A 13,597-nucleotide genomic window follows, 5' to 3' on the forward strand; every position below is an offset into this window, starting at 1 on the left:
GGGGCGGTTATGGGGATTATGGAGCAAGACTGGGCAGAAAAGCTCGCCGCTACGCCAATCAGTGCGTCGCAGCCTACCGGACAGGATATCCAGCATGAGGATATCTACTCTGAGCTGGACGATGAGATAAAGAAAGGCGAGGGGATCGATATTCAACCTATCGACTGGACCCGCGTACAGGTGCTTGCAGAGACTATTCTGCGGGAGCATTCAAAAGACCTTCGGGTTGCCAGTCGCCTCAGTGTTGCGCTCTATTTCAGAAACGGGTTTGCCGGACTGGTGAATGGTCTGGCATTACTCGCCTCAATGCTTGAGGCAGACTACTGGGATAGTATTTTTCCAACCCGGCGAAAAAAGCCAAATAAGTTGCGGGCCGCTGCGTTTGAATGGTTGGTAAAAAAACTGGAACGCCCATTCAGTGAACTGCAGATAGACGCAGAGAGTGCCAGAGATGTGGTGCTTTGTGTTGAGCAGTTTAAGCGTCTTGAACTGGCTATTAATCAGCGTTTAGCCGATGACTCGCCATTTCTGTTTGAATTTAAAAATCAGCTGAACCGGTTCAGCCAGGATGCGGAGTACATTCTGGCTGAACAGGAGACAAAACAGCTTGCCGATTTGAATGACCCGATTGCCGTTGAATCTGAAGCTGATCCAGTTGCAGTGAAACCCCGGGAGGTTAAAGAGCCTCCTGCCGCAGAGCCGGTATCTCAGAGCAAATCGCCACCGGCTGAGCCGATTAGAGCCCAGTCACAGTCTGTTGCCTCGACTGCAGATATTGAAAAAGCGCTGACAACCAATAACCGGACGGTCGATAAAATATGTCAGCTGTTGCGAGAGCAGCGGATTACCGATCCCTATCCTTATCACCTGCTTCGCACCAGCACCTGGATGATTCTGGAAAAGCTTCCCGCCACTGGGGTTCTGCCAAAAATTCCGTCTGAAAGCCGGATTCAGGAGTTGCAAGGGCTTGAGCAGGCGGGTAACTGGCAGGCCCTGATTCAGGAGTGTGAGAAAAGTTATGCTGGCGGTGCAATTTTCTGGCTGGGTCTGCATCGTATGGTTTATCGGGCTTTACAGGAACTGGGCGCACCAGATGCTGCTGCAGCGGTTGCACATAATGTCAGTCATCTGCTGGCCCGGTTTCCTGAGTTCAGTATGAATAAGTTTGCTAACGGCGAAGGGTTCATCGATCCGTTGACTCAGTCGTGGATCGAAACTGAGTTGCACTCCTCTGCTAATAACGAGGTGTCAGACACGGCCGAAGGTGCGGCGCCTGAATGGGTTATTGCTTATGACGATGCCAAGAAGGATGCCTTAAAGGGGCAGTTTGATGTGGGGTTAAAGCGCTTAAGTGACGGTGCAGCCCAGGCCCGTGGTGAACGCCAGCGCTGTTTCTGGCAACTGCAACAGGCCCGGCTCTGCTTTGATGCAGGCCACCTTGAGGTGGCTATGTCGCAACTGAAGATGTTGCATCAGATGCTGCAGGGGAGAGGCCTGGAAAGGTGGGAGCCGGAGCTCTACCTGAATGTAATTAAACTACTGCTGAGTGGCCACAGTCAGACACAAACAAAACAGAAATACACCAAGGAACAGCAGGACGAAGTGGATCAGCTGAGAATGGCGTTATGCCTGATGGATCCACTGAGTGCGCTGGCACTATAACTTATATAAGAGGGATGAGTACTCATGGCTAAAGATGGATCAGTGGCACCGAAGGAGCGGATCAATATCGTCTACAAAGCGGCAACGGGCGATGGTAAGGAAGAGATTGAACTGCCCAATAAGATTGTCATGCTGGGTGATTATACGCTGCGTGAAGAGGAAGAAGATCTGCAGGATCGGGAACTCATTGATATCAGCAAGGATAATTTCTCTGATGTAATGGCCAGTCAGCGTCTGAGTGTGCAGATGACGGTGCCAAATAAGTTATCAGGTGAGGAGGATGCTGAGATTTCAGCCAATCTGTCTTTCAATAATCTGCGGGATTTCGAACCAGAGTCTGTGGTTAAACAGGTGCCGGAACTGGCAAAGCTTCTTGAGCTGCGTGAGGCTTTATCCTTTCTTAAAGGGCCGTTGGGCAATGTACCTGCATTTCGCAAACAGATCGAAGAGCTGTTGGGAGATGATGACTCCCGCAGGAAACTGATGGCTGAACTGGGCATCGATGAAGAGTAATCGCGTCACTGAATCAACACGGTGACCCATGAAGTAAGGGATTGAATTATGTCAGAACAGGAACAGATAGCCGGCCAGGCTGCGGTCGAGTTAACCAGTGAAGGCTCTCTGCTTGATCAGATCATGCAGCAGACCAATATGAAAACCGGAGATGAAGCTTATGATGTTGCCTCTAAAGGGGTGCAGGCGTTCATAGCCGAGATTTTGAAGTCCGGAGAGAAGAGTGATCGCATCCGTAAACAGCTGGTTGATGAGATGATTGCCTCTATTGATGAGAAGCTGAGTCTGCAAGTGGATGAGATTCTCCATAATGATTCGTTTCAGAAGCTCGAGTCAGCCTGGCGCGGCCTTAAATTTGTTGTTGACCGCACAGACTTCCGTGAAAACAACCGTATACAGCTACTGAATGTATCCAAAGATGATCTGGCGATGGATTTTGAAGATGCGTCAGATATCACTGAAACCGGTCTTTACAAGAAGGTTTACACTGCGGAGTTTGGGCAGCACGGCGGTCAGCCGGTCAGTGCCATGATTGCAAACTATGAGTTTGATCACAGTGCGCCGGATATCAGTTTATTGCAGAGCGTTGCCAGTGTCGCGACTATGTCTCATGCACCGTTTATTGCCGCTGCAGCACCTCAGTTTTTTGGTGTGGATGATATTCAGAAGCTGCCCAACCTGAATGATATCGCCTCAATTTTTGAAGGTCCGCAGTACGCTAAATGGCGCTCGTTCCGTGAAAGTGAGGATGCCCGTAGTGTTGGTCTGACGATGCCCCGTTTCCTGCTACGCCTGCCCTATGACGAGTGTGACAACCCGGTAAAAGCTTTTAAATACAATGAAAGCATCTCCGGTGATCATAAAAATTATCTTTGGGGTAACACCTCATTCTCGTTCGCGACACGGCTTACCGAGAGCTTTGCAAAATATCGCTGGTGTCCCAATATTATCGGGCCGCAAAGTGGGGGGGCCGTGGATGATCTGCCATTACACCATTACGAGGCAATGGGACAGATTGAAACCAAGATTCCGACCGAAGTACTGGTTTCCGACCGTCGCGAATTCGAGCTCGCCGAAGCGGGCTTTATCCCTCTGACGTTCCGTAAAGGCAGTGATAATGCGGCATTCTTCTCGGCTAACTCGGTACAGAAACCTAAATTCTTTGGTGTCAGCAAAGAGGGTAAGCAGGCAGAGATGAACTATAAGCTCAGCACTCAGTTGCCTTATATGTTTATCGTTAACCGTCTGGCTCACTACATAAAGGTCTTGCAGCGGGAAAATATTGGCAGCTGGAAAGAGCGTAATGATCTGGAAGAGGAACTGAATGTCTGGATCCGCCAGTTTGTTGCCAATCAGGATGGTGCCAGTGCTGACGTTCGCAGCAAGCGGCCTCTGCGTGAAGCCTCAATCCAGGTATCCGATGTAGAAGGCGAGCCAGGATTCTACAAAGTATCTCTCCATGTTCGTCCTCATTTCAAGTATATGGGTGCTGATTTTACGCTGTCCCTGGTGGGTAAGCTGGATAAATCCTGATCGATTAATGATGCTTGAAAGAACCGCTCTCGTCAGAGAGCGGTAAGGATACAGGTATGTTGCACTACACGCTTCTACAACGCGTAGCACTAGGCGATGAAGGGGCTAAGCTTTCGCTTGATGTTAATGAAGATAAGCTGCGTGAATCGGTCCAGATGCATTTGCAGAATATGTTCAACGTACGTCAGGGCAGTGTAACCGCATTGGATGATTACGGCTTACCCGACTTCAACGATCTGGATATGAGCAGCGGTTATATGAAAGCTGTGACTGAGATGCGTAAAGCGATCAAGCTGGCGCTTGAAAAATATGAGCCACGCCTTGACCGGGTCCGGGTCCGGTATCTGCAAAATGATGATAACCCACTCGATCTTCGGTTTGAGATCAATGCCCACATGGCGATTCCTGAGAGTCCGGTCAGGGTTCGTTTTCAAACAATGATGGCGAACGATGGTCTGTGTAAGGTAGTCGGATAAGATGGCGTTTAACAAGTATTATCAGGATGAACTCTCATATCTACGGGATATGGGGGCAGCGTTCTCGCGGCAAAATCCGGGCTTATCAAAGTTCCTTTCAGAGGAGGGTAATGATCCGGATGTGGAGCGTCTGTTCGAAGGGGTTTCCTTTCTGACTGGCCGCTTGCGACAGAAGCTTGATGATGAACTGCCCGAAGTGACCCACGCGCTGCTGGGTTTACTATGGCCGCACTATCTGCGGCCACTGCCCTCAATGAGCGTGCTTGAGTTTAAACCGGTTGAGAACGCGCTGATCGAAGGTAAACGGATCGCCCGTGGTGAAGAGGTGCAATCCGTTGAGGTGGAAAATACCAGCTGCCGGTTTCGCAGTTGCTATGATGTGGATATCTATCCGATCGAGCTGGATCAGTTGGTCTCGACTAACCAGAGCGATGGGGCGACACTCACACTGAACTTTCAGATAGAGCCAGGCGCGGCGTCAGAGAATCTTGGTCTGGATAAACTGCGGCTTTTCCTCCACGGTGATCGCGAGATGCATATCAGTCAGGGGCTTTATCTCTGGTTGTTTCGCTATCTGGATAAGCTGGAACTTGGCGTGCATTTTCGTTCAGGAGAGCAAACCCGAGTGCAACTGGGCGCTAAATCAGTCGCTCCGGTGGGATTTGCTGATGATGAAGCGCTGCTGCCCTACACCAATCGCTCATTTAATGGATATCGTTTACTGCAGGAGTATTTCAGCCTCCCCGAGAAGTTTCTCTTCGTTGATATCAATAATCTGGGTGAGCATCTGCAGGCTCCGATGATCGAATCATTCAGTCTGACATTTAAGTTTAATCGTAAGTTTGATTCGCAACTGCGGCTTCAGAAGGGCCATGTCCGGCTTCACTGCACACCGATCATCAATCTCTTTAGCGCTGATGCAGACCCCATTCGGGTTGATCACCGGCGACAGGAATATATGATTCGCCCCGCCTATGAGAAGCAGGAACATATCGAGCTTTTTTCAATCGATCATGTCAGTGGAAGCCTGAGGGGGCAGAGCAAGCGGTATCACTATCCGGCGTTTGAGAGTTTTGATCATGAAGTACGCAGCGACAGAGATGATAAACAGGTGTTTTTTTCACTCAAACGGCGTCTGTCTACATTGCAGAGTGGTCTTGATAGTTTTATCAGTTTTGTTCATGTCGATAGTCGGGATACCGTGCCGCCAACCGAAACAGTATCGCTGGAACTGACCTGTACTAACCGGAAACTGCCTGAGGTTTTACGGGCAGGGGATATTATCTATCCAACGGCGGACTCGATTGAGTTCGCCTCATTTCGCAATATCACCCGGGTGACAAATGCCCTGCAGCCACCGCTTCGGGATGGCTTGCATTGGCAACTGATTTCGCAGATGGCGCTGCATTACCGTTCATTATCACGACTGGATTCACTGCGCACTTTGCTGGCCTGTTACGATTTTCGGGCCTTTTTCGACCGCCAGGCCGAGCGTGCCAGTCAACAGATGCTGGAAGGTATTCAGAGTATATCCACCACCACCCGGGACCGGATTATCAAAGGTGTCCCCGTGAGAACACTGCAGACAAAACTGCAGCTGAGAGAGAGTAAGTTTGGTGCTAAAGGTATTCAGGGTGAGAGTACGATGTTTTTGTTTGCCTCGGTGCTGAACGGATTTTTCAGTCAGTATGCAAATATCAATGCCCATCATGAGCTGGAAGTTGAAGGGTTAGATAACGGAGAGATCTACCGATGGCAGATTCAGAGCGGTCAGCATTTCTTACTCTGAGTAATGAATTGCAGCGGGCTGCCCATAGCTTTGAATTTTTCAAAGCGGTCAATCTGCTGGAATCGTTTCACGATGGTGCCCGGGTGGGACATCAGGGGCCGGTCATAAGTGAAGGGATTCGCTTCAGAGGACATCCAAGCCTGGCTTTTCCTGCCTGCGATATTCAGCATGCGGGTATCAGCCGACAGGGACAGCTGGAGCTGCAGAATAATTTTATTGGTTTGTATGGGCCGGCATCGCCGCTACCTGCACATGTGACTGAGTCGATCATTGCAGAACAGGTGCAGATTGAGAATCAGGAGCTGACGGAGTATTTCCTCACCTCAGAACAGCAGATCAGAGCGTTGCGGGATCACCGGTTGGATATCTCCAGTCTGGTACTTCGGGCGGCTGAATATAAACAGCAGATTCGAGCAGGCGTTCTCAGTGCCAGAGCGCTCAACAATGATGAGCTGGAACAACTGATCCATGGTGAAAGTCTACAGGAGCTGCTGAGTCCGGTAGAACTGACGAGTTTCAGGAACGGGCAGTTAGTGATTCAGGTTTTTGAACTGCCGACATCCCGTCAACGGGATTTTCTGGATCTGTTCAATCACCGGCTGACAGCATTTTTATACCGTATCTGGCATAAATACCGGCCCGCCTTGCAGTACCAGCCAGAGGCCCGGAATGATTTTTCAGAGTGGCTGTTTGCCCTTATGGGCGCGCCTGAAAAAGCGTATAGAGAGGAATCCGCCATCAACTGGCCCCGTCTGCTTGGATATTCCGGCTTGATGGCGATGCAGGGGAACTCTGCCAGTGTTATGCGCCAGGTCGTCAGTGGTTATTTTAATGATGTGCCGGTACAGATTATTGAACATGTGGAGCGCTGGGCTTCAGTACCTGACGAACAAAAGAACCGCCTGGGGCTGGGGCCGAGTCTGTTGGGCGAAGATATAACCCTCGGCAGTCGGGTAAAAGATTTTAACAGTAAGTTTATCGTGCAGATGGGGCCGCTTGTGTATTCACAGTTTGCTGATTTTCTGCCGAATGGGGCTCACTATGCAGCCCTGAAAGAGATGATTCTGATGCTGATGCCAGAACAGCTCTGTTTTGATATTAAACTGGTGTTACAGGGCGATCAGGTACCCGAATCTACTCTGGGAGGTGGAGCAGGCTGCCATCTGGGCTGGTCTGGCTGGCTGGGTAATCCTGGTTCTCATGATCGTGATGTCATACTACATGGTATTGGTTAACCGGTTCAGACACGAGAGTACTGAACTGCAACAGGGACGTAATGATGGAAAAAATTCAGCTTAAATCATTGGTTGAGCGACTTAACAGCAACTGCACCCGTGCCCTTGAGGCGGCCGCAGGGCTCTGTGTTTCGCAGGAAGGCTATGAAGTCAGTGTAGATCACTACCTGATGAAACTGCTCGAAGAGGAAAATGACCTTGCCCGGATTCTGGTGCACTACGAAATTAATGTCGTTCATTTTGTAAAACGCATTCAGCACAGCATCGAACTGGATAAAAAAGGCCATCAGGGCAAACCGGTATTTTCATCGGCTCTGGTGGGCCTGCTGGAAGATGCCTGGTTGATCGCATCACTTGAGCTGGGTGCCGCTGAGGTTCGTAGTGGGCATCTGGTGATGGCCATTCTGGCTAATCAGCGGCGTCATGGTATGGCAAGCTACGTCGATGATCTTAGCAGTGTGCCGTATGATGACCTCAAAACACACTATCAGACAGTGACCGAAGGGTCCTGTGAGATCAACCAGAGCACAACTAAAGGGACGGTCGCATCTGCTGTGGCCGAAGCTGATCTGAGTGTGCTGGACAAATACTGCACCAATCTGACGGCCAAAGCCCGGGCTGGGGAGATTGATCCGGTGTTCTGTCGCGATGTTGAAATCCGACAGATGATCGATATTCTGGGGCGGCGCAGAAAGAATAACCCGATCTGTGTCGGTGATGCCGGGGTGGGTAAAAGTGCCGTGGTCGAGGGCCTGGCCCTGAAAATTGCGCAGGGTGAGGTGCCTGATGTGCTGGCCGGCGTAGAGCTCTACGGCCTCGATCTTGGCTTATTACAGGCGGGTGCCAGCGTTAAAGGAGAGTTTGAAAATCGGTTGAAAGGGGTGATTAACGCGATTAAATCATCGCCTAAACCGATCGTTCTGTTTATTGATGAAGCGCATACGCTTATCGGTGCCGGAGGCGCGGCTGGCAGTGGTGATGCCGCCAATCTGCTTAAACCTGCGCTGGCCCGCGGAGAGTTGCGCACAGTGGCCGCAACAACCTGGTCAGAATATAAAAAATATTTCGAAAAAGACCCGGCACTGGCGCGCCGCTTCCAGCTGGTTAAGCTGGATGAACCCACAGTCGAGCAGGCGGTGGTGATTATCCGGGGGCTGCGTCAGACCTATGAAGCGGCCCACGGTGTCTATGTCAGGGATGATGCGGTAGAAGCGGCGGCAAAACTGTCATCCCGGTATATCTCGGGTCGCCAGCTACCGGACAAAGCGGTAGATGTTCTCGATACTGCGGCGGCGCGGGTAAAGATCAGCATCACCGCCAAGCCGGATGCGATTGATGATCTGGAACGCATGATTCAGACTCTGGAGCGCGAGTTACACGCACTGTCCCGTGATATCTCCAGTGATGTGCTGGCAGATGAGGGACAAATCGACGCCTTAGCGCTTCAGATCGCCGCTCACCAGACCGAGCTGGAGACACTGATGCTGCAATGGCAATCAGAGCAGGAGCTGGTTAACACAATAGTACAGCTACGTCAGACACTGGCTCAGCACCGGGGGCAGAGTGTTGACGCGGATCCGGAAGCTGAAACGCAGTTGCGCCAGGAGATCAGTGAAAAAGTTGCCGCACTGAATGAGCTGCAACAGGATAATCCGCTGATTCATTATGAGGTGTCGCCGGATGTTGTCGGCCGCGTTATTGCCGACTGGACCGGTATCCCACTGGGTAAGATGGTGCGTGATGAGGCGCAGAGTGTGTTGAGCTTCAATCAGCAGCTACAACAGCGGATCAAAGGACAGAACCACGCCATAGATGCAATTGATCAGGGGGTTCGGGCAGCTAAAGCCGGGGTGAATAACCCGGAAACCCCGATGGGGGTATTTCTGTTTGTGGGTCCCAGCGGGGTCGGTAAAACAGAGGCCGCCATTGGGGTTGCCGATCAGCTGTTTGGTGGCGAGCGCTTCCTCACCTCAATTAACATGTCTGAGTTCCAGGAGAAGCATTCCGTCTCTCGCCTGATCGGTTCACCGCCCGGTTATGTAGGGTATGGCGAAGGCGGCTTACTGACTGAAGCGGTTCGGCAAAAGCCTTACTCGGTTGTTTTACTGGATGAAGTTGAAAAAGCCGATCTCGAAGTGATGAACCTCTTCTATCAGGTATTTGATAAAGGGATGCTCTCCGATGGCGAAGGTCAACTGGTGAATTTTCGCAATACTATCGTATTCCTAACCTCCAATCTGGCCACCGATATCATTACAGATATGTGCGCCGATGGGCATCGTCCGTCCAAAGAAGCATTGATCGACGCGATTCGCCCTGTTCTCAGTGCCCACTTTAAGCCTGCTTTGCTGGCGCGGATGCAGATTGTTCCATTCTATCCCATTGCCGCTGAAGTGATGGGCGATATCGTTCGCATCAAACTGAATAAGCTGGTGCAGCGTTTAGCCAGCAGCCAAAAGCTGGTATTGAATTACACGGATCGGGTGGTAGAGACCATTGCCCTGCGCTGCACTGAGGTTGAGACCGGTGCCCGGAATATTGACCATATTCTTAACGGCACTCTGTTGCCTCAGATCGCCACTGAAGTGTTGGAAAGGATGACAGAGGAGACCCGTTACACACACCTCCTGCTCGATATCGATACACACGGCGAGTTCACTCTTAGCTTTAGTCATGAATATAACCCGCCGGTTGCAGATGATGTTTCTGACCTGTTACGGGCAGAAGAGGGTGCAGAAACAGCGGGTGTAGACACAGAGAGCGCAGCAACAGAAGTACCTGCCAATGATTGAACAGAGTGTTGAAGATTCCCTGCTGGCTCTGGAAGAGCTGGTGCAGATCAATCTCAGTATCACCCGGGAGAAAGATCTGCACCTGCTGCTGGATAAAATTCTCACTGCGGCCCGCAAACTGACCGCGGCTGAAGCCGGTTGCATCTATATTCTTGACCGGACAAAACGTTATCTGCATCCGGAAGTGGTTCAGGGTGATTATCTGCAGAGCAGTGTTGTGCCGCTGCATAAGGTCGATCTGCGGCCGGAGCGCCGGCCCAATATGGAAGAGATCGCTGCATATACGGCGCTGTCCGGTCAGATCGTTAATATCAGCGATGCCTATGCCTACAGTGGCTTTAACTTTGATGATCTGTATCACCGTGATCGTCTGAGTGGTATCCGCACCCGCTCACTGATGGTGATCCCCCTGACCGACTACGAAGGGGTTAGTCTGGGGGTGATGCAACTGTTTAATCGCCGGGTCAGTGAAAAGGGGGACGTTGAAGCATTTCCGGCAAAACTGGAAGCCTTTGTCCGGGCCTTTGCTGTACAGGCTGTGGTGGTCGCTGAAAACACCCGCTTACTGGCAGAGAACCGTAACCTGATTGTGCAGCTGGATGAAACCAATCAGGTGCTGCAGATTGAGAACGAAGAGCTGCGCAACCGAATGAGCGGTAAGCTGAAAGTCGATGAGATTGTTGGCCAGTCAGTGGCGATGCAACAGGTTTTCAGTCTGATTGAAAAAATTGCAGACTCCACCGCTACCGCCCTGATTCAGGGGGAAACCGGTACCGGGAAAGAGCTGATCGCCGCCTGCATCCATCGTAACGGCCCCCATCGTGATGGGCCGTTTATTGCGCAAAACTGTGCTGCACTACCAGAAGAACTGCTGGAAAGTGAGTTGTTTGGTTATCGCAAAGGCGCATTTAGTGGTGCGACCCAGAACAAAAAAGGGCTGATTGAAGCGGCAGAAGGGGGCACGCTGTTTCTCGATGAAATTGGCGATATGCCGCTTAAACTTCAGGCAAAACTGCTGAGGGTTCTGCAGGAAAGAGAGGTGCGGCCGCTGGGGGCTCTGGAGAGTATTCCAGTGAATGTCCGCATTCTGGCGGCCACCCATCAGGATCTGCCTAAACTGATCGCTCAGGGAAGTTTTCGTGAAGACCTGTTTTACCGATTGAACGTTTTTCCCATAGCGCTGCCAGCACTGCGGGAAAGGCGTGAAGATATCCCCGCACTGGTGCATCACTTTATCGGTCAGTTCAGCGGTCAGTATGGCAAAGCGATCAGCGGTATTAAGCCACAGGTGCTTGATCTGATTCAGAGTCTGCCCCTGCCAGGCAATATACGAGAGTTAAGAAATATCATCGAGCGGGCTGTGTTGCTGGCCGATCAGGATGGCGTGATTGAACCGCAACACATGCCTGGGTACGAAACCAGTAGCCTGCCGGTGACCCCGCTGGAACAGGAACTGGAAAACGGTGCCAGTCTGAAAGATATTATGGGGCGTCTGGAAGCCCGGGTGATCGCCCGCCACCTGCAACGTCACAATGGCAACCAGACCCGCACCGCCGATGCGCTTGGGGTATCCCGTCGTTCACTGGTGGAAAAACTGGGACGTTATGATCTGCGGGAATCATCCCGATCATAATATCGCCACTGTCTGTTTCAGGGAGAGAAAATGCAACAGGATATATTGACACTTCAGACTGAAAAATCAGTCATGCGGATTATCATCGGTGTTGTACTGGTGATTTTTAGTGCACCTGCGGGGTTCCCTTTAAATTTTATTACAGTGGTTGGCTTAGGACTGTGTGTTGGCAAAAGTGAGGTCCTGATTAACCGGTCGGAGCGGTTGGTTAATCGACGCTTCCGGGTATTTGGACTGTCACTTTTCAAACGCAGTGACCCACTGCCCAATGTTGCAAAAATCAGAACTTATTGTGAGCAGAGACAAAAACCAAACGACAGACGGGCTTATACAGTCTGCATTGTGGATTTTATATCAGATGATGATCAGCGCTATAACCTTTATGAGGGGGCTAACCCGGTGGTTATTCGCCGACTGGCAGAGACGTCTGCAAAATTTTTTGATGTCAGTCTCTATGATTCAATGGATGGGACGGAGCAACTCAGAACACCAGACTCGGTGGATACGAAAATTTTTGCTGAATCGGACGCCGATAAAAGGAATACACAGGCGTACCGTCAAAAAACGTACCGTGGTTATGTTCGCAACAGCGATCTACTCAATAGCAGAACCAGAGAGAAACGTGTTTTAAAATTACCCCTTCATCAGGGGTGGGGGACTGTATATCTATATTTGGGGCAGTTGATTTTTGTTAATCTTCTGCTGGGTCTTCTGTTTGTTGCAACCTGGTCTGAAAGTTTCGTCGTTGTCGATGCAATCGTCTCACTGTTTATTATTTTGTTCCTGCTGGATGCGATATCAGTGCGTCTCTTTCAACCGGAAATAACGGTCTCGGATAAGCAGTTAAGTTATCGCAGCAGTTATTTTTTAAGAGCAAAGAAAGTGCCTGTTGCTGAGATTGAAGAGGCCTATATCGATCATGGAGATATCGTTATCCGAACGGACAATAAGACGTTAAGTATCGCTTACGCAGGAAATGATACAGACGATTTTTTTGCCCGTTTTCTCAGGATAATGCCTGGAAACAGGGAGGCTGGACGTGTTTAAAGTCGTATTTGGCGTAGTCACAATTCTGCAGCTTGTATATTTTGTTTATATTGGTGAAAAGATAGATTTTGTTCTGCAGGCTGAAGCGATACAGGGACAGGTTGTGAATGTTGTCGACCAACAAACTAACACCTATAGCCCCAGGGTTGAATACCGACCGCCGAATGGTGATATTTATTATGTCCCGTCACACAGCTTTTTGTCAGGTCTGCAGGAACAAGCCGGGGAGTTTATTAAGGTTTACTATCTGCCCGATCATCCGGCAGAGTCACTCGCGGCAAGCTATATGTGGTCACTTCCTGCGTTGCTGTTAGTGCTTCTGATTTTTATCTGGATTCCGGTTTTAGCCCTGGGGTTCTTTAAATGGCAAAGCGCAAAAATGCAACGGTATTTCGACGAAAATAGCGGTATGACCACAACGGAAGAGTTTGATACGCAAGCGATGTCTGAAGCTGAACGTAGTGAGTTGTTTGACCGGCTACAACTGCCAGAGGATATGCGTGATAGCTTTGTAAACCGCGGGGGGCATATCTCTGTTACGCGGTCAGAAACAGACATTTAACGGTTAACTATAAACAGGTGGCACAGCACTTGCTTTATAGCCGGGTGGTTGTCATACAGGTCTGGCGTTCGGCAGGCTCAATAAAAGAGAACACAGCAAAGGATTGAGTTATGGTGTTTTTAAAGGCGAACGAAGAACGCTTTTTCTTTCAGCTACAGAATACAGACGATTCAGAACAGTTCAGTCTGGTCAGGCTTAACGGTGCCGAAGAGATCTCGGCGCTGTTTTCGTTTGCCATCGAAGTGGTCTCAGACGATGGCGATATCGACTTCGCTACGCTGATCGGCCAGCCAGCGTTTGTTACCCTGCTGGATCAGACCGATGGCAGCGATGAGCTTACCCGTTATATCCACGG

The 13,597-nt window shown here is 50.4% G+C and carries 11 protein-coding genes; all 11 read left to right on the top strand.

Annotation, left to right across the window (positions count from 1 at the left end; genetic code table 11):
• Positions 1–9: 9 nt before the first annotated feature.
• A complete protein-coding gene (gene tssA / locus JW499_RS01725; RefSeq protein WP_205208959.1) occupies positions 10–1,662 on the top strand; it encodes a type VI secretion system protein TssA in 1,653 nt (550 codons plus the stop codon).
• Positions 1,663–1,686: 24 nt separating this feature from the next.
• Positions 1,687–2,175, top strand: a complete 489-nt coding sequence (tssB, locus tag JW499_RS01730) for a type VI secretion system contractile sheath small subunit (protein ID WP_205208960.1) — start codon at positions 1,687–1,689, stop codon at positions 2,173–2,175.
• Positions 2,176–2,223: 48 nt separating this feature from the next.
• Positions 2,224–3,708 (top strand): type VI secretion system contractile sheath large subunit, encoded by a 1,485-nt coding sequence (gene tssC / locus JW499_RS01735; protein WP_205208961.1) that lies wholly within the window; start codon positions 2,224–2,226, stop codon positions 3,706–3,708.
• A 56-nt stretch (positions 3,709–3,764) separates the two neighbouring features.
• Entirely contained in the window at positions 3,765–4,184 is a 420-nt protein-coding gene (tssE, locus tag JW499_RS01740; protein ID WP_091362255.1) for a type VI secretion system baseplate subunit TssE, read from the top strand.
• A gap of 1 nt (position 4,185) precedes the next feature.
• Positions 4,186–5,973, top strand: a complete 1,788-nt coding sequence (gene tssF / locus JW499_RS01745) for a type VI secretion system baseplate subunit TssF (protein WP_205208962.1) — start codon at positions 4,186–4,188, stop codon at positions 5,971–5,973.
• Positions 5,937–7,208, top strand: a complete 1,272-nt coding sequence (tssG, locus tag JW499_RS01750; protein WP_205208963.1) for a type VI secretion system baseplate subunit TssG — start codon at positions 5,937–5,939, stop codon at positions 7,206–7,208. The genes tssF and tssG overlap by 37 nt, the downstream gene beginning before the upstream one ends.
• 41 nt (positions 7,209–7,249) lie before the next feature.
• A complete protein-coding gene (tssH, locus tag JW499_RS01755; protein ID WP_205208964.1) occupies positions 7,250–10,000 on the top strand; it encodes a type VI secretion system ATPase TssH in 2,751 nt (916 codons plus the stop codon).
• Positions 9,993–11,633 (top strand): sigma 54-interacting transcriptional regulator, encoded by a 1,641-nt coding sequence (locus JW499_RS01760; protein WP_205208965.1) that lies wholly within the window; start codon positions 9,993–9,995, stop codon positions 11,631–11,633. The genes tssH and JW499_RS01760 overlap by 8 nt, the downstream gene beginning before the upstream one ends.
• A gap of 30 nt (positions 11,634–11,663) precedes the next feature.
• Positions 11,664–12,680 carry a hypothetical protein gene (locus JW499_RS01765; protein ID WP_205208966.1) on the top strand — a complete coding sequence of 339 codons (1,017 nt, stop codon included), beginning with the start codon at positions 11,664–11,666 and terminating at the stop codon, positions 12,678–12,680.
• Positions 12,673–13,242, top strand: coding sequence for a DUF3592 domain-containing protein (locus tag JW499_RS01770; protein ID WP_205208967.1), 570 nt, complete (start codon positions 12,673–12,675; stop codon positions 13,240–13,242). Before JW499_RS01765 ends, JW499_RS01770 begins: the two co-directional genes overlap by 8 nt.
• A 110-nt stretch (positions 13,243–13,352) precedes the next feature.
• On the top strand, positions 13,353–13,597 hold a 245-nt coding region (locus JW499_RS01775; protein ID WP_332874403.1), incomplete at its 3' end, for a contractile injection system protein, VgrG/Pvc8 family.

This window comes from Amphritea pacifica (assembly GCF_016924145.1).
Lineage (GTDB): Bacteria > Pseudomonadota > Gammaproteobacteria > Pseudomonadales > Balneatricaceae > Amphritea > Amphritea pacifica.

Coding starts and splice junctions, on each gene's coding strand:
- tssB (WP_205208960.1), top strand. CDS start 1,687: ATGGCTAAAGATGGATCAGTGGCACCGAAGGAGCGGATCAATATCGTC.
- tssF (WP_205208962.1), top strand. CDS start 4,186: ATGGCGTTTAACAAGTATTATCAGGATGAACTCTCATATCTACGGGAT.
- tssC (WP_205208961.1), top strand. CDS start 2,224: ATGTCAGAACAGGAACAGATAGCCGGCCAGGCTGCGGTCGAGTTAACC.
- tssH (WP_205208964.1), top strand. CDS start 7,250: ATGATGGAAAAAATTCAGCTTAAATCATTGGTTGAGCGACTTAACAGC.
- tssG (WP_205208963.1), top strand. CDS start 5,937: ATGGCAGATTCAGAGCGGTCAGCATTTCTTACTCTGAGTAATGAATTG.
- JW499_RS01765 (WP_205208966.1), top strand. CDS start 11,664: ATGCAACAGGATATATTGACACTTCAGACTGAAAAATCAGTCATGCGG.
- JW499_RS01760 (WP_205208965.1), top strand. CDS start 9,993: ATGATTGAACAGAGTGTTGAAGATTCCCTGCTGGCTCTGGAAGAGCTG.
- tssA (WP_205208959.1), top strand. CDS start 10: ATGGGGATTATGGAGCAAGACTGGGCAGAAAAGCTCGCCGCTACGCCA.
- tssE (WP_091362255.1), top strand. CDS start 3,765: ATGTTGCACTACACGCTTCTACAACGCGTAGCACTAGGCGATGAAGGG.